Annotated in this window: 18 protein-coding genes and 1 riboswitch; of the genes, 16 read left to right on the top strand and 2 right to left on the bottom strand. The window is 43.7% G+C overall.

Features of this window, described 5'->3' with window-relative positions:
• Nucleotides 1-3 precede the first annotated feature (3 nt).
• The 3 genes from atpC to PGZ10_RS13205 all read left to right on the top strand — a co-directional run bounded on the left by atpC (nucleotide 4) and on the right by PGZ10_RS13205 (nucleotide 4,946).
• Nucleotides 4-405, top strand: a complete 402-nt coding sequence (gene atpC, locus PGZ10_RS13195) for an ATP synthase F1 subunit epsilon (protein WP_008370075.1) — start codon at nucleotides 4-6, stop codon at nucleotides 403-405.
• A 363-nt stretch (nucleotides 406-768) separates the two neighbouring features.
• On the top strand, nucleotides 769-2,724 hold the full coding sequence (locus tag PGZ10_RS13200; protein WP_270541602.1) for a diguanylate cyclase: 1,956 nt from the start codon (nucleotides 769-771) through the stop codon (nucleotides 2,722-2,724).
• Between the two features lie 20 nt (nucleotides 2,725-2,744).
• On the top strand, nucleotides 2,745-4,946 hold the full coding sequence (locus PGZ10_RS13205; RefSeq protein ID WP_270541604.1) for a DNA topoisomerase III: 2,202 nt from the start codon (nucleotides 2,745-2,747) through the stop codon (nucleotides 4,944-4,946).
• A gap of 167 nt (nucleotides 4,947-5,113) precedes the next feature.
• On the opposite strand, the gene PGZ10_RS13210 is transcribed toward PGZ10_RS13205, so the two are convergent.
• Together PGZ10_RS13210 and PGZ10_RS13215 are read right to left on the bottom strand one after the other, a co-directional pair.
• Nucleotides 5,114-5,773, bottom strand: a complete 660-nt coding sequence (locus PGZ10_RS13210; RefSeq protein ID WP_270541606.1) for a DUF2185 domain-containing protein — start codon at nucleotides 5,771-5,773, stop codon at nucleotides 5,114-5,116.
• A gap of 18 nt (nucleotides 5,774-5,791) precedes the next feature.
• A complete protein-coding gene (locus PGZ10_RS13215; RefSeq protein ID WP_118217397.1) occupies nucleotides 5,792-6,031 on the bottom strand; it encodes a hypothetical protein in 240 nt (79 codons plus the stop codon).
• A gap of 556 nt (nucleotides 6,032-6,587) precedes the next feature.
• Here PGZ10_RS13215 and PGZ10_RS13220 point away from each other — a divergent pair.
• The 13 genes from PGZ10_RS13220 to lysS all read left to right on the top strand — a co-directional run bounded on the left by PGZ10_RS13220 (nucleotide 6,588) and on the right by lysS (nucleotide 20,494).
• The gene (locus tag PGZ10_RS13220; protein ID WP_055249050.1) at nucleotides 6,588-6,983 is read left to right on the top strand and encodes a hypothetical protein; all 396 of its coding nucleotides are present in this window, start codon (nucleotides 6,588-6,590) and stop codon (nucleotides 6,981-6,983) included.
• Between the two features lie 66 nt (nucleotides 6,984-7,049).
• A complete protein-coding gene (locus tag PGZ10_RS13225; protein ID WP_117835063.1) occupies nucleotides 7,050-7,550 on the top strand; it encodes a shikimate kinase in 501 nt (166 codons plus the stop codon).
• A gap of 267 nt (nucleotides 7,551-7,817) precedes the next feature.
• Complete coding sequence (locus PGZ10_RS13230) at nucleotides 7,818-9,110, top strand: UDP-N-acetylglucosamine 1-carboxyvinyltransferase (RefSeq protein WP_008370094.1); 1,293 nt, start codon at nucleotides 7,818-7,820, stop codon at nucleotides 9,108-9,110.
• A 102-nt stretch (nucleotides 9,111-9,212) separates the two neighbouring features.
• Nucleotides 9,213-9,312, top strand: a riboswitch (SAM riboswitch).
• A gap of 139 nt (nucleotides 9,313-9,451) precedes the next feature.
• Nucleotides 9,452-10,639, top strand: coding sequence for a methionine adenosyltransferase (metK, locus tag PGZ10_RS13235; RefSeq protein WP_118217395.1), 1,188 nt, complete (start codon nucleotides 9,452-9,454; stop codon nucleotides 10,637-10,639).
• Nucleotides 10,640-10,808: 169 nt separating this feature from the next.
• Nucleotides 10,809-11,966 (top strand): sensor histidine kinase, encoded by a 1,158-nt coding sequence (locus tag PGZ10_RS13240; protein WP_055249057.1) that lies wholly within the window; start codon nucleotides 10,809-10,811, stop codon nucleotides 11,964-11,966.
• Entirely contained in the window at nucleotides 11,959-12,648 is a 690-nt protein-coding gene (locus tag PGZ10_RS13245) for a response regulator transcription factor (RefSeq protein ID WP_008370100.1), read from the top strand. The genes PGZ10_RS13240 and PGZ10_RS13245 overlap by 8 nt, the downstream gene beginning before the upstream one ends.
• Nucleotides 12,649-12,679: 31 nt before the next feature.
• The gene (locus PGZ10_RS13250; RefSeq protein ID WP_118217393.1) at nucleotides 12,680-13,471 is read left to right on the top strand and encodes a TrmH family RNA methyltransferase; all 792 of its coding nucleotides are present in this window, start codon (nucleotides 12,680-12,682) and stop codon (nucleotides 13,469-13,471) included.
• Nucleotides 13,472-13,510: 39 nt separating this feature from the next.
• Complete coding sequence (argF, locus tag PGZ10_RS16855; RefSeq protein WP_117557488.1) at nucleotides 13,511-15,559, top strand: ornithine carbamoyltransferase; 2,049 nt, start codon at nucleotides 13,511-13,513, stop codon at nucleotides 15,557-15,559.
• Between the two features lie 5 nt (nucleotides 15,560-15,564).
• The gene (locus PGZ10_RS13260; RefSeq protein WP_118217392.1) at nucleotides 15,565-16,545 is read left to right on the top strand and encodes a biotin--[acetyl-CoA-carboxylase] ligase; all 981 of its coding nucleotides are present in this window, start codon (nucleotides 15,565-15,567) and stop codon (nucleotides 16,543-16,545) included.
• A gap of 11 nt (nucleotides 16,546-16,556) precedes the next feature.
• On the top strand, nucleotides 16,557-16,895 hold the full coding sequence (locus PGZ10_RS13265) for a DUF6145 family protein (protein ID WP_008370111.1): 339 nt from the start codon (nucleotides 16,557-16,559) through the stop codon (nucleotides 16,893-16,895).
• A complete protein-coding gene (gene dusB / locus PGZ10_RS13270) occupies nucleotides 16,892-17,860 on the top strand; it encodes a tRNA dihydrouridine synthase DusB (RefSeq protein ID WP_182450865.1) in 969 nt (322 codons plus the stop codon). Before PGZ10_RS13265 ends, dusB begins: the two co-directional genes overlap by 4 nt.
• Before the next feature lie 186 nt (nucleotides 17,861-18,046).
• Nucleotides 18,047-18,529, top strand: a complete 483-nt coding sequence (gene greA / locus PGZ10_RS13275; RefSeq protein WP_117824107.1) for a transcription elongation factor GreA — start codon at nucleotides 18,047-18,049, stop codon at nucleotides 18,527-18,529.
• Between the two features lie 33 nt (nucleotides 18,530-18,562).
• A complete protein-coding gene (lysS, locus tag PGZ10_RS13280) occupies nucleotides 18,563-20,494 on the top strand; it encodes a lysine--tRNA ligase (RefSeq protein WP_195250046.1) in 1,932 nt (643 codons plus the stop codon).
• Nucleotides 20,495-20,715: the final 221 nt, after the last annotated feature.

Genomic DNA, 20,715 nt, shown 5'->3' on the forward strand with positions numbered 1-20,715 from the left:
CCTATGGCAGATAAATTTAAACTTAACATTATTTCGCCGGAAAAGAAGTTTCTGGAGGGTGATTGCGAATTCCTTGAATTTGTAAGTACTGAAGGAGAACTTGGTATCTATGCAAAGCATATTCCGCTGACGACGATTCTTGAACCATGCGTGATGCGAATCCACAATGACGGGGAGATTAAGAAAGCGGCAATTCTCGGAGGATTTGTAGAAATCCTGCAGGAGAGGGTAACGGTGCTTGCAGAAGATGCACAGTGGCCGGATGAAATTGATGTGGCACGTGCCGAAGCGGCGAAGAAGCGCGCTGAGGACAGAATTGCTGCGAAGCAGGAAGGCACAGATATGCGCCGTGCAGAGGCGGCACTGAAAAGAGCAGTTGCCCGAATTGGAGCAGCTCAGTCATAAAGCATTAAAAACCGAGAATCCTTTGTTGGATTTTCGGTTTTTTTAATGAAGGAAAACTGGACAATAAGGAGGAATTTGCCTATAATAATTTTATTATATGATGATACCAGGGTCAAAAGGTCAGAAAGCCGATGCAAGCTTGCTTGCAAGAGGATTTTTGACCTCTTGATCCGCCAAAAACATGAGTAAGTAGCCATTTTTCAAAGAAAAATGAGCGGATTACGAATGTTTTTGAGGATTGCGAGAGTGCCAAAGCACGTAGCAATCTGGTATCAAAGGGGTCAAAATACTTTTTGACCCCAACATCATTATATAGCGTAAAAAAGAGTATGAATGGCAGGATAAAATTGAGAGGATAAAGGGATGAACAAACAGGACCAAATGACAATGCAGGAAGCGGAAAGAAAGATGGAATCTTTGAGGGAAGTGTTTCAGGTTGTCAGACTGGTAGACGGGAAAATGCTGATGGATCGGGAAAAACGGATAAATGCAGGAGATTTATCTGAAACGTGTCAGTGTTACACTTTCTGGAAAAAAGACAAGGAATGCAAGAACTGCAGCTCTCTTCTGGCACTGAAAGAACAGACGCAGAAGATAAAATTTGAATTTCTGGATTCGCAGGTATTTCAGGTCATCTCGCGTTATGTTGAGATTGATGGCAGACCTTATGTTATGGAAATGATTCAGAATCTTGATGAGAGTATTCAGATTGATCAGGAAGGGTATGAGAAGCTGATCAGTAAACTTTCAGGATATAATGAAAAGTTATATACGGATGTACTGACCGGGATATATAATCGGCGTTTTTTTGAAGAAGAGATCAAAAAGATGGAGGATGAAGCCGGAATTGCAGTGATCGATCTGGATGATTTTAAGCTCCATAACGATACTTATGGACACAGTGCAGGAGATGCGGCACTTATAACGACTGCGAACATTATCAAAAAATATATCCGGAAGACAGATATTCTGATCCGGTATGGTGGAGATGAATTTTTACTGATCCTACCTTCGATTAAGAAGCATATTTTTGAGGATAAGCTGAAACTGATCCAGGAAAAAATCCACGATGCGGTTGTGCCGAATTATGAGAAAATGCAGCTTTCGGTCAGCATCGGCGGAGCTATATTCCGCGAAGGCAATATTGAAGATGCTGTTGCCAGTGCTGACAGACAGATGTATATAGCTAAAAATTATAAAAATATGGTTGTCACAGAATGGGATGAAAATGGAAAGAAAAAGGAAGAAAATTCTGCATCAGAAAAACTGAAACAACAGATCCTTATCGTGGATGATTCGGAAATAAACCGCGAGATTCTGAAAGAGATCCTGAAAGAGGACTACCGGATCCTGGAGGTGGCTAATGGAGAAGAATGTCTGGAACAACTGGAACGGTATGGAACAGGGATTTCACTAGTGCTGCTCGATATTGTGATGCCGGAAATAGATGGATTTGAAGTCCTTGCTGCGATGAACCAGAATCATTGGATTGAAGATATTCCGGTAATCATGATTTCCAGTGAAGATTCAGATAGCTATATCAGACGGGCATATGAGATGGGCGTTTCAGATTACATCAGCCGCCCGTTTGATGCGAAAATCGTATATCAACGCGTCCTGAACATGATCAAGCTATATGCAAAACAGAGGAGACTGATCCGTCTGGTGACCAGACAGATTTACGAAAAAGAGAGAAATAACCGAATGCTGATTGGTATCCTGAGTCAGATTGTTGAGTTCAGAAACGGAGAAAGCGGTCGGCATGTGATCCATATCAATCTGATCACACAGCTTTTACTGGAACAACTGGTGAAAAAGACAGGAAAATATCAGCTCTCATGGGAAGATAGATTTTTGATTGCAACAGCATCGGCTTTGCATGATATCGGAAAGATTGGAATTGACGAGAGAATTCTGAACAAACCGGGAAAGCTTACCAAAGAGGAATTTGAGATTATGAAGGCACATACCTTGATCGGTGCACAAATGCTGGATAATCTGGATATGTACCGGAGTGAAAAGCTGCTCAAGCTTGCATATGAGATTTGCCGCTGGCATCATGAAAGATATGATGGAAAGGGATATCCGGACGGACTTGTCGGAGAAGAAATTCCGATTTCGGCACAAGTAGTATCGCTGGCGGATGTGTACGATGCCCTGGTGAGTGAACGTGTTTACAAGAAGGCATTTTCGCATGAAAAAGCACTGGAAATGATCCAAAATGGTGAATGCGGTACATTTAACCCACTGTTACTCCAGTGTATGACCGAAGCACAGGATAAATTAAAGACAATGATGGAAGTAGCAGAAAAAGAATAAAAAGGAGTAGAAAAGACAGAATGAAGGCACTTGTAATTGCAGAAAAACCTTCTGTTGCGCGTGATATTGCGCGTGTACTTAAATGTGGGAAAAAGATAAATGGAGCAATTGAAGGAGAGCGTTATATTGTAACCTGGGGACTTGGTCATCTGGTTACCCTGGCAGATCCGGAAGATTACGATAAAAAATATAAAGAGTGGAAAATGGATGTGCTTCCGATGAAGCCGGCTCCATTTAAGCTTGAAGTAATAAAGCAGACCGGAAAACAGTTCGCAGCGGTGAAAACACAGATTCACCGCAAGGATGTGAATGAAATTATCATTGCTACGGATGCAGGACGAGAAGGAGAGCTGGTAGCAAGGCTGATTCTGGAAAAAGCAGGAAGCAAAAAGCCGATCAAGAGGCTGTGGATCTCATCTGTAACAGATAAAGCAATCAGAGAAGGTTTTGCAAAGTTGAAGAACGGGCATGAGTATGATGCGCTTTATGATGCTGCAATGTGCCGTGCCGAGGCAGACTGGCTGGTTGGAATCAATGCAACAAGGGCACTGACCTGTAAATATAATGCGCAGCTTTCCTGTGGACGTGTGCAGACACCAACGCTTGCAATGATTGCAAAGAGAGAAGAAAAGATCCGTAGTTTTATTCCGGAAGGTTATTATGGAATGACTGCAAAAGGACAAAATATTATGCTGACCTGGCAGGATCAGAAGTCAAAGAGTTATCGCTCATTCGATAAAGAGAAAATGACCGGACTGATGAAAAAGCTGGATGAACAAAAAGCGGTAGTGGAAGAGATTAAAAAAACACCGAAAAAAACGTATGCACCGCTTTTGTATGATCTGACAGAGCTGCAGAGAGAAGCCAATCAGCGGTTTGGATATTCGGCGAAAGAGACGCTGAATATCATGCAGAGACTGTATGAGAATCATAAGGTGCTGACCTATCCAAGAACGGATTCCAGATATCTGAGCAAAGACATTGTTCCGACGATCAAGGACCGTCTGGAGGCGTGTGGTACAGGACCGTACCGTAAGCTTGCAATGACAGCGAAGAAAAAGGATCTGAGCGGAAAGCTCGCTTTTGTAAATGATGCGAAGGTATCGGATCATCATGCGATCATCCCAACGGAGCAGTTTGTGGATCTGAGTCATATGACAAATGAAGAGCGGAAGATTTATGATCTGGTTGTGCGGCGTTTTCTTGCTGTGCTTTATCCACCATTTGAGTATGAGCAGACACAGGTTACGGTGAAGGTTGGCGGTGAAACTTTCCTTGCGTCTGGAAAGATTGTGAAAGCGCAGGGATGGCGGGCTGTTTATGAAGAGGAAATCTATTCGGCTGAGGATGAAGAAGAGGAAGAAGCATATGAGTCTGGAAAGGGTTTGAAAGGACAGACACTGCCGGAACTGGAAAAAGGACAGGAGATTAAAGGACTTGTGTTGTCATTGACAGAAGGTAAAACGAAGCCACCGGCACATTTTAATGAAGCAACACTTCTGTCAGCAATGGAGAACCCGACGGCTTATATGGAAAGCCATGACAAAGCGATGGCGAAAACGCTTGGCGAGACAGGAGGATTGGGAACGGTTGCGACAAGAGCGGATATTATTGAAAAACTTTTTAAAAGCTTTTTGCTGGAAAAGCGTGGAAAAGATATCTATCTTACATCGAAAGCGAAGCAGCTTCTGGAACTTGTGCCGGAAGAGTTAAAACAGCCGGAACTTACAGCAGACTGGGAAATGCGTCTGTCGCAAATTGCGAAGGGAAAGCTTTCACGGAAGGATTTTATGAAGGATATTGATAAATACACGGATCAGGTGGTTTCTGAGATTAAGACAGGAGCTGGAACGTTCCGGCATGATAATCTGACGAATAGTAAATGTCCGCGATGTGGTAAGAGAATGCTTGCAGTGAAAGGAAAGAACAGTGAGATGCTGGTTTGTCAGGACAGAGAGTGCGGATACCGCGAAACAGTATCACGGACAACGAATGCGAGATGTCCTGTGTGTCACAAGAAGATGCAGCTGAAAGGAAGAGGGGATGGACAGATTTTTGTGTGTGTCTGCGGACATAAGGAGAAGCTGACATCGTTCCAGGAGAGACGGAAGAAAGAAGGTGCGGGAGTCAGCAAGAAGGATGTGCAGAAATATTTAAGACAGCAGAAGGATGAGCCGGTGAATAATCCATTTGCGGATGCGCTGGCTAAGATTAAGTTGTAGGTGGCGAATGGGATGGCGTGTGGAAGGTTTGGCTTTCTGGTACGTCTCATTGACTTGATGGCTGTAGTACAAAACGGAACCGAAAAGTCAAACCTTCCACACGCCTGTGCATTGGCAGACGAGGATGTTGTGGCGAAGTGGAAAAAACAGAGTTTATTTTTACTTATTTATTGCTTTTGGATGAACATAGGCTTAAATTCATGATATTTTTCAAAATGGGACTCATCTACACGTATGAAAGCAGATCCGATTTTGGCATGAAGATAAGGGATAATATCGCTGTCGTAATTGCAGATGGTGTTGAGTGCAAAGACATGATGATTATCCGGATTGTCCATATATTCGTCATCTTCATTACCAGCCATGAATCTCCAGCCACTGTCCGGATTCCCTTCTGTTGGCTCTTCGCGGAGCATGTAGCCGACTTTGTAGCCTTCTTTTGTGATCTTATCGGAAACGATACAACCTTCCCCATTCGGCTCGCCCCATTCGATTAGATTTTCAATCGGGATTTCGATAAATCCCTGTTCTTTTTCTGCTATTTTTTTCCAGTATTCTTTTAATATATGAAGTAACGATTTTGCATCTTCTGTTTCTGTGGAAGAATTGTATTCCTTCATCTCACTAAAGGTTCCGGATTCACTGACGATCCCAAGAAGCCATTTTCCAAAGAAAGATTTCTTGAATTTAAAGATCATACATTTGATCCCATCCTCATCCTCAAAAGAAGCTGTATACTCAATCTTCGCCGGTTTCCGCCCCAGCTCAGCCGGATCAGCCAACCAGTTTTCAAGTTCCTCCATAGCATTCACAATTTCATTATTCATAACTTTGCACCTCACTACTTATAATAATTCTATGTTGATTGATTTTTCTGTAAAGCCATATTTTTTGTACATTTCATATGCAGCAACATAAAAAGTTTCTCTACCTAAAGCATCCTGAAAAGCATCCAAAGAGAAAAAATCCTTACTTTCTTTGTAAATATCAGGCCGCCAGTTCACATGCAAAGCCTGAACTTGATTCAGGATATGTACTACACTGTCAAAATCACTGGTTTCCGCAGGTCTGATAATTATATCCATATATGTCCTCCCTCGTAAAGCATGAAAAAATATATACCTATAATTCAGTATACCATAAACCCAATTATTTCAATATAGAATATGTCCTTTTTACAACCAAAATCCAGTAAAATAAATCTCCACACAATATCCCAAGCCACAGGACAAATGTCCGCCTGGCGCCCGTCCTGAACAACACTCAACTTCGCGAGTAGAGTTCCGGGGCGCCCTTCCCGTCTTGAAGCACGCAGATTTTCGGGCAATCCTATTTCCAGGGCATATGCAGGAACGTTACAGGGAGTTAGGAGAAGAAAGCGGCAAGAGGTGGACACCAGCCGTGCCTCCCGCACGACTGGTGAGGACAGCCTGAGCCGCGAAATCATCAGATTTCGGGGCGAATCTGTCCGGTGCCGCCACTTGCCGCTTCCTTCCCCGTTACCTCCCTGTTACATTCCGAATCCGCCCCGGAAACAGGATTGCCCGAAAATCGTCCCCCTTCCACACCCACCTCCCAGGAACCCCACTCCCCCATACCGCATACACTAAAGCATAGAAAAAAGAAATGGAAGTGCCAGACATGGACCTGAGATTGCCTTATTATATGATGTATCCGATTCCATACGCATTTGACGAAGACAAAATCCAGAAGCGCGACCGGGAATACCTGCAAAGTATGTATCCGGCAACAGCAAAAAAGATTTTTCCATATATACAGGAAGAATGCGACCGCCAAGAATATGAAGGAAGCATGATCTATGATGAGTACCCGGATAAGCTCCAGCTGTGCCTGATGTGTCGTAGGGCGTATGAACAGGTCATGAAACAGGAAAAATGGGAAAAAGAGACCTATACTCCGGAACAGATCCGGGAGATCGTAGAAATCCTGATGTACCAGGAATTGATGGAAAGAAGAGGAAAAGGCAGGCGGCAACAGGAAAAAACAGTTGCTTCATGCACAGGACTTGTGCTATAATATCGTCCGATATAAAAATGACAGCATCTGAAACACAGTTTCGGTAAGGAGTGAGCCAGGGTACATATGAAGAATATTATATTTATCGGAATGCCGGCAGTTGGAAAAAGTACCGTCGGAGTGGTAGTCGCAAAGCGGCTTGGATACGAGTTTATTGATACAGATCTGTTGATTCAGAAGCAGGAGAACAGACTTTTGCGGGAGATTATCGCAGAAGAAGGTCTGGACGGATTCTTAAGTATTGAGAATCAGGTCAATCGTGATGTGGAAGCGGAACATGCGGTGATTTCCCCGGGAGGAAGCGTAGTTTACTGTGAAGAAGCAATGAAGCATTACAAAGAGATCGGAACCATTGTTTATCTGCATGCGTCATTTGAGGTTATCAATTCCAGACTGAAGAATGCAAAGAAAAGGGGAGTAGCACTTCGGGACGGGCAGACGCTGAAGGATCTATATGACGAAAGAGTAGTATTATTTGAAAAATATGCAGATATTACTGTTTCAGAGGATGGACTGGAGCTGGAAGAAACCATTGAAAATGTAATGGAAATTTTGGAAAATCAATAAATTTTTTAAAGAAATTATTACAAAAGTTTTACGAAAATGAAGAAGGCAAGATAAATAATTTTGCAATGAATATAGAAATATGCTATACTGATATGTGATAAAGAGGATTATACAAAAAGCTTCATACAAATCCTGAGAGATCTGGAAAGAATAAAAAGTATGAGGTTTTTTATTCATGAAATAATAAAGAGTATGAATAGAGTGTTTGACAGAAGTATAGAACAGGATATATTTCAGAGGGAAAGAAATCGTTAATTGAGGTGCGAAATGGAACAGTATATTATTAAGGGTGGCAATCCGCTGGTCGGCGAAGTTGAGATCGGTGGAGCAAAGAATGCAGCACTGGCAATTCTGGCAGCTGCGATTATGACAGATGAGACAGTTACTATCGATAATCTTCCGGATGTCAACGATATCAACGTTCTGCTGGAAGCAATCAGTGGAATTGGTGCCGAGGTTGACCGTATTGACCGGCACACAGTCAGAATCAACGGAAGCAACATTGAAAATTTTGATATAGAATATGATTACATCAAGAAGATCCGTGCATCTTATTACTTGCTCGGAGCACTTCTTGGTAAGTATAAAAGAGCAGAAGTTGCTCTTCCGGGAGGATGCAATATCGGAAGCCGTCCGATCGACCAGCATCTGAAAGGTTTTCGTGCGCTTGGTGCTTATGTGGATATCGAGCATGGCAAGATTATCGCAGAAGCAGAGCGTCTGATCGGAAAGCACATTTATTTTGATGTGGTAAGCGTAGGAGCTACGATCAACGTTATGATGGCAGCATCGATGGCAGAAGGACTTACGATCCTTGAGAATGTGGCAAAAGAGCCTCATGTTGTCGATGTGGCAAACTTCCTGAACAGTATGGGAGCGAACATTCGTGGAGCAGGTACGGACGTGATCAAGATCCGCGGTGTATCCCGCCTTCATAAGACAGATTATTCTATCATTCCGGATCAGATCGAAGCCGGCACATTTATGTTTGCGGCAGCAGCAACCAGAGGTGATGTGACTGTTATGAATGTCATTCCGAAGCATCTGGAAGCTACGATTGCAAAGCTTGTTGAGATCGGATGTGAAGTAGAAGAATTTGATGATGCAGTGCGTGTTGTGTCTAAAGGAGATCTTCATAATACACAGGTGAAGACTCTTCCATATCCGGGATTCCCGACAGATATGCAGCCGCAGATCGGTGTTACACTTGCTCTTTGTAAAGGGACAAGCACGATTACAGAAAGTATTTTCGAGAATCGTTTCAAATATCTTTCAGAACTTGCAAGAATGGGTGCAAATGTCAAGGTTGAAGGCAATGCAGCGACTATCGAAGGCGTAGATAAATTCTCGGGAGCAAGGGTCAGTGCACCGGATCTTCGTGCAGGAGCAGCACTTGTGATTGCAGGAATGGCCGCAGATGGCATTACGATCGTAGATGACATCGTATATATCCAGAGGGGATACGAACGTTTTGAAGAGAAGCTCAGAAGTCTCGGCGCAGTGATCGAGAGAGTTTCTACAGAACGTGAGATCCAGAAATTCAAGTTAAAAGTAGGTTAAGACAGGAATTCCTGTTTTGATAGAACATATTTCCCAAAATGTATATTGACGGAAGCTATGGACAGTGTTATGATGTGTAGCGGTAACAATTAAATACGCTTTCTCTTATTCAGAGTGGTGGAGGTACAAAGGACCTGCGAAGCCACGGCAACCCCGGTAAGCCGGAAGGTGCCAACCTGAGCGAGCAATCGAACAATAAGAGGATTGATGATGAGATATCAGGTCAGTCCTTTGGGGCTGACCTTTAAATTTGCATAGACAGAAGAGAAATTCTGTTTGTCGATTTTCATTATTCCAGAGATAAGAGAGGCAGATACAAAGAAGAAAAGAAAGGAAAAAAGATGGAGAGATTATTATTTACTTCTGAATCAGTAACTGAAGGACATCCGGATAAGATGTGCGACCAGATTTCCGATGCGATCCTGGATGCACTTATGGAGCAGGATCCAATGAGCCGTGTAGCTTGCGAGACATGCGCGACTACAGGAATTGTTATGGTAATGGGAGAAATTACTACAAATGCATATGTAGATATTCAGAGAATCGTTCGTGATACTGTTCGTGAAATTGGTTATACAAGAGGAAAGTACGGATTTGATGCTGACACATGTGGCGTTCTGACAGCAATTGACGAACAGTCAAGCGATATTGCCATGGGTGTTGATAAAGCTCTTGAAGCAAAGGAACACAAGATGTCAGATGAAGAATTGGAAGCAATCGGTGCAGGAGACCAGGGAATGATGTTCGGATATGCATCTGATGAGACAGAAGAATATATGCCTTATCCGATCGCTCTTGCACACAAACTTGCAAGACGTCTTACAGAAGTAAGAAAGAACGGAACACTTCCATATCTTCGTCCGGATGGAAAAACACAGGTAACAGTAGAATATGATGAAAATGGAGTTCCGGCCCGCCTTGATGCAGTAGTACTTTCTACACAGCATGATCCGGATGTTTCACAGGGACAGATCCATGAAGATGTGAAAAAATACATTTTTGATGAAATCCTTCCGGCAGATATGGTAGATGAGAATACAAAATTCTTCATCAATCCGACCGGACGTTTTGTGATCGGTGGACCACATGGGGACAGCGGCCTTACCGGACGTAAGATCATCGTAGATACTTATGGGGGAATGGCGCGTCACGGCGGTGGAGCTTTCTCAGGAAAAGACTGTACAAAGGTAGACCGTTCAGCAGCTTATGCAGCACGTTATGTTGCTAAGAATATCGTAGCAGCAGGAATTGCCAAAAAATGCGAGATCCAGCTTTCTTATGCAATCGGTGTTGCACAGCCGACATCTGTCATGGTAGATACTTTCGGAACAGGAAAGATTGCAGATGATAAGCTTGTGGAAATCGTTCGAGAGAACTTTGACCTTCGTCCGGCTGGAATTATCAAGATGCTTGATCTGAGACGTCCGATCTACAAACAGACAGCAGCTTACGGACACTTTGGACGTAACGACCTGGATCTTCCATGGGAGAAGTTGGATAAAGTGGATACTTTGAAGAAATATCTTTAATAACAGGTTCTGAATTTGATCGTTTTAGAAAAAATTTAGAAAATTTTACGGGTGCTTTGATGTGAAGCACCCGTTTTTATGATATGCTATTAGTTATCAGGCAGACTTGCGTGAGCGCCATACGGACCTCATAACCGGGCGTGCACGATGAATGGAGGATGAATATAGCATGAAACTAAGGACGAAACTGGTGATTTCTTTTGTGACGATGATCATGATACCGACTATCCTGACAACGGCATTTATATTTGGAATTGCGCGTTATCAGATCGGAGTCATCGAGCATACTTATGGAATTACCGGTGAGGAATATAAAGATTTTGCAAAATCCATCAGAGTGCTGGGAGATATGCCGGAGATCCAGCAGTTTATTATAAGCGCATGTATCGCAGTAGTCCTGATTCTGGCATTTACAGCGATGATCATGATGGTGTGGATTTATGGAAGTATCATCAGTCCGATTCACAAGTTGCAGGAAGCAGCGCAGAACGTAGAAGAAGGCAATCTGAATTTTGAGATCAAGCCGGAAAAAGATGATGAGATGGGACGGCTGATGCAGGCATTTGAAAAGATGCGGATCCGTCTGAGAGATAATGCAGAGGAGAAGCTGAAGAGTGACCGGGAAAGCAAAGAACTGATTAGCAATATTTCCCATGACTTAAAGACGCCGATCACAGCGATCAAGGGCTATGTGGAAGGAATCCGTGACGGGGTTGCAGATACGCCGGAGAAGATGGAAAAATATATCGGAACCATTTATAATAAGGCGAATGAGATGGATACGCTGATCAACGAACTGACCTTATATGCGAAGATCGATACAAACCGGATCCCGTACAACTTTGCACCGCTTTCAGTCAACGATTATTTCAATGACTGTGCCGAAGATATTGAGATGGAGCTGGATTCAAAGAATGTAGAGTTTGGTTATTTCAATTATGTAGAGGGTGATCAGAAGATCATTGCAGATCCGGAACAGTTAAAGAGAGTGATCAACAACATTGTCAGCAATTCTTTGAAATACATGGAACGAGAGCACGGGCTGATCAATCTGCGGGTAAAAGACGTAGGTGATTTTATTCAGGTAGAGCTTGAGGATAACGGAAAAGGAATCGCAGCGAAAGATCTGCCAAATATATTTGACCGGTTCTACCGGACGGATGCTTCAAGGAATTCATCCAAGGGCGGAAGCGGAATCGGTCTTTCGATCGTGAAGAAGATCATTGAAGATCACGGTGGCAAAATCTGGGCGACCAGCCGGGAAGGTGTTGGCACAGTGATGTATTTTGTAATCAGAAAATATCAGGAGGTACCGATAAATGAGTAAGATTTTAATTGTAGAAGACGAAGAGAGTATTGCAGATCTGGAGAAAGATTATCTGGAGCTGAGTGGATTTGAGGTAGAGGTTGCAAATGATGGACAGACAGGGCTTGATAAGGCGCTTTTCGGTGATTTTGATCTGGTGATCCTGGATCTGATGCTTCCGGGCGTGGATGGCTTTGAGATTTGTCGTAAGGTTCGTGCGGAAAAGAATACACCGATCATCATGGTATCTGCGAAAAAAGATGATATCGACAAGATCAGAGGACTCGGACTTGGGGCTGATGACTATATGACCAAGCCGTTTAGTCCAAGCGAGCTGGTGGCAAGGGTAAAAGCACATCTGGCACGTTATGAGCGGCTGATCGGAAGTGCCGTGGAAGAGAATAAGGTGATTGAGATCCGTGGACTTAAGATTGATACCACTGCACGCCGAGTGTGGGTAAACGGAGTGGAGAAGAATTTTACAACAAAAGAGTTTGATCTTCTGACTTTCCTTGCCAGTCATCCGAACCATGTATATACCAAGGATGAACTTTTCAGTGAGATCTGGGATATGGAATCCATCGGAGATATCGCAACGGTAACTGTGCACATCAAGAAAATCCGTGAGAAAATTGAATATGATACCTCAAACCCACAGTATATTGAGACAATCTGGGGTGTGGGATATCGTTTCAAGATGTAATGAAAAAGAATAAAAGGAAAGAGATTACAGTATGATAACCAGTACAGGAAATGCCAGGGTAAAACAGCTTGTTACATGGCAGAAAAAGAGAAAGGCACGTGATGAAGAAGGCGTCTATATCGTAGAAGGGATCCGGATGTACCGGGAAGCTCCGCGTGCGCAGGTGAGAGAGGTTTATGTATCGGAGCAGTTTTACAGCCGATATGGAGAAGAGCTGGGACTTTCGGCATGGGGAAGACAGCTGGAAATCCTGTCAGATCATGTATTTTCCCACGTGTCAGATACAAAGACACCACAGGGGATCCTGCTTGTGATGGAGCAGAGAAGCTGTGAGATATGTGAGATGCTGGATCTGGACGCGCAGGGAAGGAAACCGCTTCTGATGGTGCTGGATAATCTGCAGGATCCGGGAAACCTGGGAACCATTCTCCGTGCAGGGGAAGCGGCAGGCGTAACCGGCGTGATCATGAGTCACGACTGTGTGGATATTTACAATCCCAAGGTGATCCGTTCAACGATGGGATCGGTTTACCGAATGCCGTTTGTGTATGTAGAGCATTTGCCAGAAACTCTGGAAGTACTTGCAGAAGCCGGGATTCATTCCTATGCGGCACATCTGAAAGGAAAGAACAGCTACGATCAGGAGGATTACACAAGAGGGACAGCATTTTTAATTGGAAATGAGGGTAACGGACTTCGGGATGAAGTGGCAGATGCAGCAGAGTGTTATATCAAGATTCCGATGTGTGGAGAGGTAGAATCGCTGAATGCGGCGGTTGCATCTTCGGTTCTGATGTTCGAGGCGGCAAGACAGCGACGGTAGTGATGAGGGGAAATCAAGCGCAAAGGAGAGTGTGATTTGATGAAACCGATAATCGATTTAAATAAAGAATATGGATTGGTATTCGATGGAGGAGGAGCCAGAGGTGCGTATCAGATCGGTGCGTGGCGGGCTCTTTCGGAAGCTGGTGTGAAGATCAGTGCAGTAGCGGGTACTTCTGTGGGCGCCCTGAATGGCGCCCTTGTTTGTATGGGAGATCTGGAGAAAGCAGGACATATCTGGAAAGAGATGGCATTTTCCCGTGTTATGGATGTGGATGATGAGTTGATGGAACAGTTCTTTGATGGAGAGGCATCCATAAGAGAGATTTTGAAAGGTCTCTGGAAGAAGCTTGCAGATGGTGGAATTGATATTACACCGCTTAAGGAATTGATCCATGAGGTTGTAGACGAAGAAAAGATCAGGAAATGCGGAAAAGAATTCTGCCTTTTGACATTTTCTGTATCGGATATGAAGGAACTTGATCTGAGTATTGAAGATATACCGGAAGGTCTTCTGGAGGATTTTCTTCTTGCCAGCGCATATCTGCTTGGATTTAAAAATGAACCGCTGCACGGCAAGACATATATTGATGGTGGTGCGGTTAATAATGTGCCAACCGCGTCTCTTCTAAAAAGGGGATATAAGGATCTGATCCAGGTAAGGATCTTTGGTCCGGGAAGAGTGCCGAAGACGACGATTCCGGAAGACGGCTCTCTGTTGGAGATCGAACCGAGAGTAGGACTTGGCAGTATTCTCGAATTTTCGGCAAAGCGGAGCAGACAGAATTTGAAAATTGGCTATTATGATGCAAAAAGAGCGCTTTACGGGCTCACTGGATCGATTTACTATATTGAAGAAACACGAGAAGAGTGTTATTATGTAGAAATAATGAAGCTTTTGAGCGAACTTGAAAAGACGGAATATCGTTTCAAACTCAAGTTGCCGATCGGCTGTTCAGACAGAGAGTTGTTCTATGGAATGCTGGAGGCAAGTGCGAAGCTCATGAGAATTCCAAAATATAATATTTATACAGCAGATGAACTGTGGAATGAGACGAGCAGAAAGTACGAGACTCGTACAGATGAGGGAAAAGAAAAACTGCCGAAATTCGTCCATGCGATTGCAAAGCTGAGAAAGGACTACAAGATGAATTTAAAAGGAAGAAGTTTTTTGAAACTGGAAGATTATACACCGGCAGAGATTGAATATCTCGTTGACCTGGCAGGTGAATTAAAGGCAAAGAAGAAAGCAGGAATTAAAGGACACAGCCTGGAAGGAAAGAACATTGCCCTTATTTTTGAAAAGCCATCTACAAGAACCAGATGTGCATTTACCGTAGGAGCACAGGATGAAGGTGGAATCCCGACATACCTTGCAGGTAATGAGATCCAGTTAGGCGATAAAGAGAGTATCGAAGATACAGCACGTGTACTTGGAAGAATGTTCGATGGAATCGAATTCCGTGGATTTGAACAGAGATACGCAGATGTACTTGCAGAGTACAGTGGAATTCCGGTATGGAATGGTCTGACAGATACTACACATCCGACACAATGTCTGGCTATGCTCCTTACCATGAAAGAAGAATTCGGACACCTGAAAGGTCTGAAGGTTGCATACCTTGGAGATGGACGTAACAACGTTGCGAACAGCCTTCTGGTAGGATGCGCCAAAATCGGAGTAGATGTAGCAATCGTTGCACCGAAGCCACTCTGGACTTCGGAATCTCTGTGGAAGAGATGTGACGAATATGCAAAAGAATCCGGAGCAACTATCGAGATCACCGATGACCTTGATGGTGTAAAGGGAGCAGATGTCATTTACACAGATGTATGGATTTCCATGGGTGAAGAAAAGAAAGAGCAGGAAAGAGAGCGTCTCGGAAAGCCATATCAGGTAAATGCAGCTCTGATGGAACGTACAGGAAAAGATACTACAATCTTCTCACACTGCCTGCCGGCGATCAAAGAAAAAGAAGTTACCGAAGAAGTATTTGAAGGACCACAGTCAAGAGTATTTGATGAAGCTGAGAACCGTCTGCATACAATCAAGGCAGTTATGGTTGCAACTTTAGGAGAGAACGAATAATAAGCATGAAAGCGGAGATATTAAAGATGCTCCGGCAGAGCGATGGGTATCTGTCGGGGCAGCAGCTCTGTGACCACTTTCAGGTGTCCAGGACTGCTGTGTGGAAAGCAATCAATCAGTTAAAAGAAGAAGGCTATGAGATTGAAGCCGTGAGAAACAAAGGTTATCGCATTGTGGATATTCCGGACCGGATTACCGAAGATGCGATAAAAAGCTGTCTGGAGACAAAATGGATGGCGAAAAATCTGGAGTATTATGACGAGATCGATTCGACTAATAACCGGGCCAAAGCACTAGGCGAGGCCGGAGGTGCAGATGGAACTCTTTTTGTTGCAGAGACGCAGACGGCGGGAAAAGGAAGACGCGGCAGATGCTGGCAATCACCGGCGGGCAGCAGTATTTCCATGTCGATTCTGTTAAGACCTGTGATGAATCCGTCAGATGCACCGATGTTGACACTTGTCATGGCATATGCGGCAACGAAAGCTTTGCGTGAAAAGACCGAGTTGGATATAGGAATCAAATGGCCGAATGATCTGGTCGTGAGTGGAAAGAAGATCAGTGGGATACTGACGGAGATGAGCGCAGAGATCGATTACATCAATCATGTAGTGATCGGAATCGGAATCAATGTCAATATGGAGTCTTTTCCGAAAGATATCGCAAAGACAGCGACTTCACTGCGGATCGAAGCGGGCAAAGAATTTCGCAGGTTTGAACTGATCGCTGCGATTATGGAGCATTTTGAAAAAGCCTACGAAGCGGTCTGCGAGGCGGGAAGTCTGGAGCCGATCATGGAAGATTATAACCGTCTGCTGGTAAACTGTGGGCGTCGGGTGCGTGTACTGGAACCGGAACATGAATATGATGCACTGGCACTGGGGATTGACAAGACCGGGGAATTGCAGGTAGAATGCGAAGACGGCAGCAGAAAGTCTGTCTTTGCCGGAGAAGTTTCGGTACGTGGAATTTATGGGTATGTATAGAAGGAGAATTTATGTATCAGGATAAGATCGTATTATGCGGAGCCAACTCTTACGAAGAAAAATTTTATATGAATCCGGATTTTGATAATCTGCCACAGCACATCAAAGATGAATTGAAGATCATGTGTGTGCTGTATGTACATGATGTCGGGGGAATCCTTACACTTGTATTTGAGGAGAATGGGGAGCTGGAATTTGAAGTGACTTCTGCAGAGGGAGATCCGATGTTTGACGAGATCGGAAGCCGTCTGAAGATCAAGGAGATTCAGACAGACGAGAAGAAGCAGGAGCTTCTGACACAGCTTCAGCTTTATTACAAAGTATTTTTTCTGGGGGAAGAGATTGAATGATAAAGACACTGACGATAGGAAATGTAGAGCTTCCGAACCGTTATGTGCTGGCACCGATGGCAGGGGTAACAGACCTGCCATTTCGTCTGTTATGCAAGGAACAGGGAGCAGGGCTTCTGTGCATGGAAATGATCAGTGCAAAGGCGCTCCGGTATAAGAATAAGAATACCAAGGCGCTACTTGCGATCGATCCAAGAGAATACCCGGTATCACTTCAGCTTTTTGGGGAAGATCCGGACATCATTTCCGAGCAGGCAAAGCGGATCGAAGAACTTCCATTTCAGATCCTGGATATCAATATGGGCTGTCCGGTTCCAAAGGTCGTGAGCAATGGAGAAGGTTCGGCGTTGATGAAGGATCCGAAGCGAATCTATGATATTGTATATAAGACAGCGAGAGCGATCAAGAAACCGGTGACGATAAAGATCCGCAAAGGATTTGACGATACCTGTATCAATGCACCGGAGATTGCGAAGGTTGCAGAAGAAGCAGGTGCAGCGGCAATCGCAGTACATGGAAGGACCAGAGAACAGTATTACTCCGGAAATGCAGACTGGGAGATTATCCGTAAGGTGAAAGAAGCAGTGAAGATTCCTGTAATCGGAAATGGGGATGTGACAAGCGGACAGAAGGCACTGGATATGTTTGAGCAGACCGGCTGTGATGGTGTGATGATCGGAAGAGGCTGCCAGGGAAATCCATGGATCTTCAGGGAATTACTGGCATATGAAGAGACCGGATCCATTCCGGAAAGGCCGGGCACAGACCAGATCCGGGAAACAATGCTGCGTCATGCAAGACTGCAGATCGAGTTCAAGGGAGATTATATCGGAATCCGTGAAATGCGCAAGCATGTGGCATGGTATACCAAGGGAATGCAGGGTTCTGCGAAGCTCAGAGATGAGATCAATCAGGTGGAAAGTTATGAAGAACTGGAGAACCTTTTAATGGAAAAAATCGGATAGACATAAAACGTGTTCTTTCGCATGAGAGAATGCGTTTTTGCATATATTAAACCAGCAAAGAATTGTTGACACAGCCGCTGGAAATATGTATAATAATGAAATTGTGAAAGTAGCTTTAAATGCGGATAAAATCAGTATCTGCGGCTTGAATAGAAAATGATTTGTCGGTAAGTAAGGAGAATTATAATGGAAGCAAAGAAAACATTACTCACCTATACAGGACTTAAGAAACTGGAAGATGAGCTTGAAAATTTAAAAGTTGTGAAAAGAAAAGAAGTAGCAGGAAAGATCAAAGAAGCCAGAGAACAGGGAGACCTTTCAGAGAACGCTGAGTACGATGCAGCAAAGGACGAGCAGCGTGATATCGAGGCACGTATCGAAGAACTTGAGAAAATCCTCAAGAATGCAGAAGTTGTAGTAGAAGATGACGTGGATCTTGATACCATCAACATCGGATGTACAGTAGATGTATATGATAAAGAATTTGAAGAGGAAATCGTATTTCAGCTGGTAGGTTCTACAGAAGCAAACAGCCTGGCAGGTAAGATTTCCAATGAATCTCCGGTAGGAAAAGCCCTGATCGGTAAGAAAGTCGGAGACGTAGTAGCAGTTGAGACACAGGCAGGAGTTATTGAGTACGAAGTACTGAAGATCAATCGTTCAGTATAAGATGGTATACAGCAGAGAGAAGGAGTGAAAAAAGTGGCAACACAGCAGAACAATGGACAGGAACAGGATTTGAATCATTTAAGAAAGGTACGCCGTGAGAAACTTGCAGAACTGCAGGCAAACGGACAGAATCCTTTTGAGATCACAAAATATGACGTAACACATCACAGCCAGGAAGTGAAAGACAACTTTGATGAACTGGAAGGAAAACACGTTGTACTCGCAGGACGTATGATGTCCAAACGTGTGATGGGAAAAGCATCTTTCTGTAATGTGCAGGATTTACAGGGAAATATCCAGTCTTATGTAGCAAGAGACAGTATCGGAGAAGAAGAATATAAAGCATTCAAGAAGATGGATATCGGTGATATCGTAGGTCTTGAAGGAGAAGTATTCAAAACAAAGACAGGGGAGATTTCCATTCATGCATCTGCTGTAAAGCTTCTCTCAAAGAGCCTGCAGATCCTTCCGGAGAAGTTCCACGGACTGACAAATACAGATACCCGTTATCGTCAGAGATATGTGGATCTGATCATGAACCCGGAAGTAAAGGATACTTTTATTAAACGTTCCAAGATCCTTACCGCAATCCGTAAATATCTTGGAAATGAAGGCTTTATGGAAGTAGAGACTCCGATGCTTGTACAGAATGCCGGAGGAGCAGCTGCAAGACCGTTCGAGACACATTTCAATGCCCTGAACGAAGACCTGAAGCTCCGTATCTCTCTGGAACTTTATCTGAAGAGACTGATCGTTGGTGGTCTGGAAAGAGTATATGAGATTGGACGTGTATTCCGTAACGAAGGTCTTGATACAAGACATAACCCGGAATTCACTCTGATGGAACTTTACCAGGCATACACAGACTATCATGGCATGATGGATCTGACAGAGAACCTGTACCGTTTTGTTGCACAGGAAGTTCTTGGAACTACTCAGATTGTATATAAAGGAATCGAGATGGATCTCGGAAAGCCGTTCGAGCGTATCACAATGGTTGATGCTGTTAAGAAATATGCAGGTGTTGACTGGAACGAAGTAGAAACTCTTGAACAGGCAAGAGAACTTGCGAAAGCACACAATCTTGAATTTGAAGAAAGACATAAAAAAGGTGATATTCTGAATCTGTTCTTCGAAGAATATGTAGAAGAACACCTTCTTCAGCCGACATTCGTTATGGATCATCCGGTTGAGATTTCACCACTTACAAAGAAGAAACCGGAAAATCCGGACTATGTAGAACGTTTCGAGTTCTTCATGAACGGATGGGAAATGGCAAATGCATACTCAGAGCTGAATGACCCGATCGATCAGAGAGAACGTTTCAAAGCACAGGAAGAACTGCTTGCACAGGGTGATGATGAAGCCAACACAACAGATGAAGACTTCATGAACGCACTGGAAATTGGTATGCCGCCTACAGGTGGTATCGGATTCGGTATCGACCGTATGTGTATGCTGTTGACAGGGGCTGAGGCGATCAGAGATGTGCTGCTGTTCCCAACAATGAAGTCACTCGGTGGTGTAAAATCCGAAAATGGTGTAAGTTCTAAAGAGGTTTCTACACCAAATTCAGAGCCTGAGAAAATTGATTTTTCTAAGGTGAAGGTTGAGCCTTTGTTTGAAGAAGATGTTGATTTTGATACATTCTCAAAGTCAGATTTCAGAGCAGTTAAGGTTAAAGAATGCGTTGCTGTACCGAAGTCAAAGAAACTCCTTCAGTTCACTCTTGATGACGGAACAGGCACAGATAGAACCATTTTAAGCGGTATTCATAGCTTTTATGAGCCGGAAGAACTGGTTGGAAAGACTCTTATTGCTATCACAAATCTTCCACCGAGAGCTATGATGGGCATTGACTCTTGTGGTATGCTTCTCAGTGCAGTACACGAAGAAGAAGGCGAAGAAAAGCTTCATCTCCTTATGGTAGATGACCATATTCCGGCAGGTGCAAAGCTCTATTAAGAAGTACCGTTTTACCCTATAAAACGGGATGTACTTCATTTGTGAAAAAGCTCTGAAAATACACAAATACACCAAATTTACACCAAATGGTGCTTGAAACGGTGCAGAGCTTTAAAAATCGCATATTTTAAAGATATATGGGCAGTTCCATTGCGGAATTGCCCATTTTCAGAAAGAAAAAGATAAATTGGTATTTATAAAGGAGAATATTGATGAAACTA

The organism is Coprococcus sp. AF102-57 (assembly GCF_027686195.1).
GTDB classification, from domain to species: Bacteria; Bacillota; Clostridia; order Lachnospirales; family Lachnospiraceae; genus Allocoprococcus; species Allocoprococcus comes.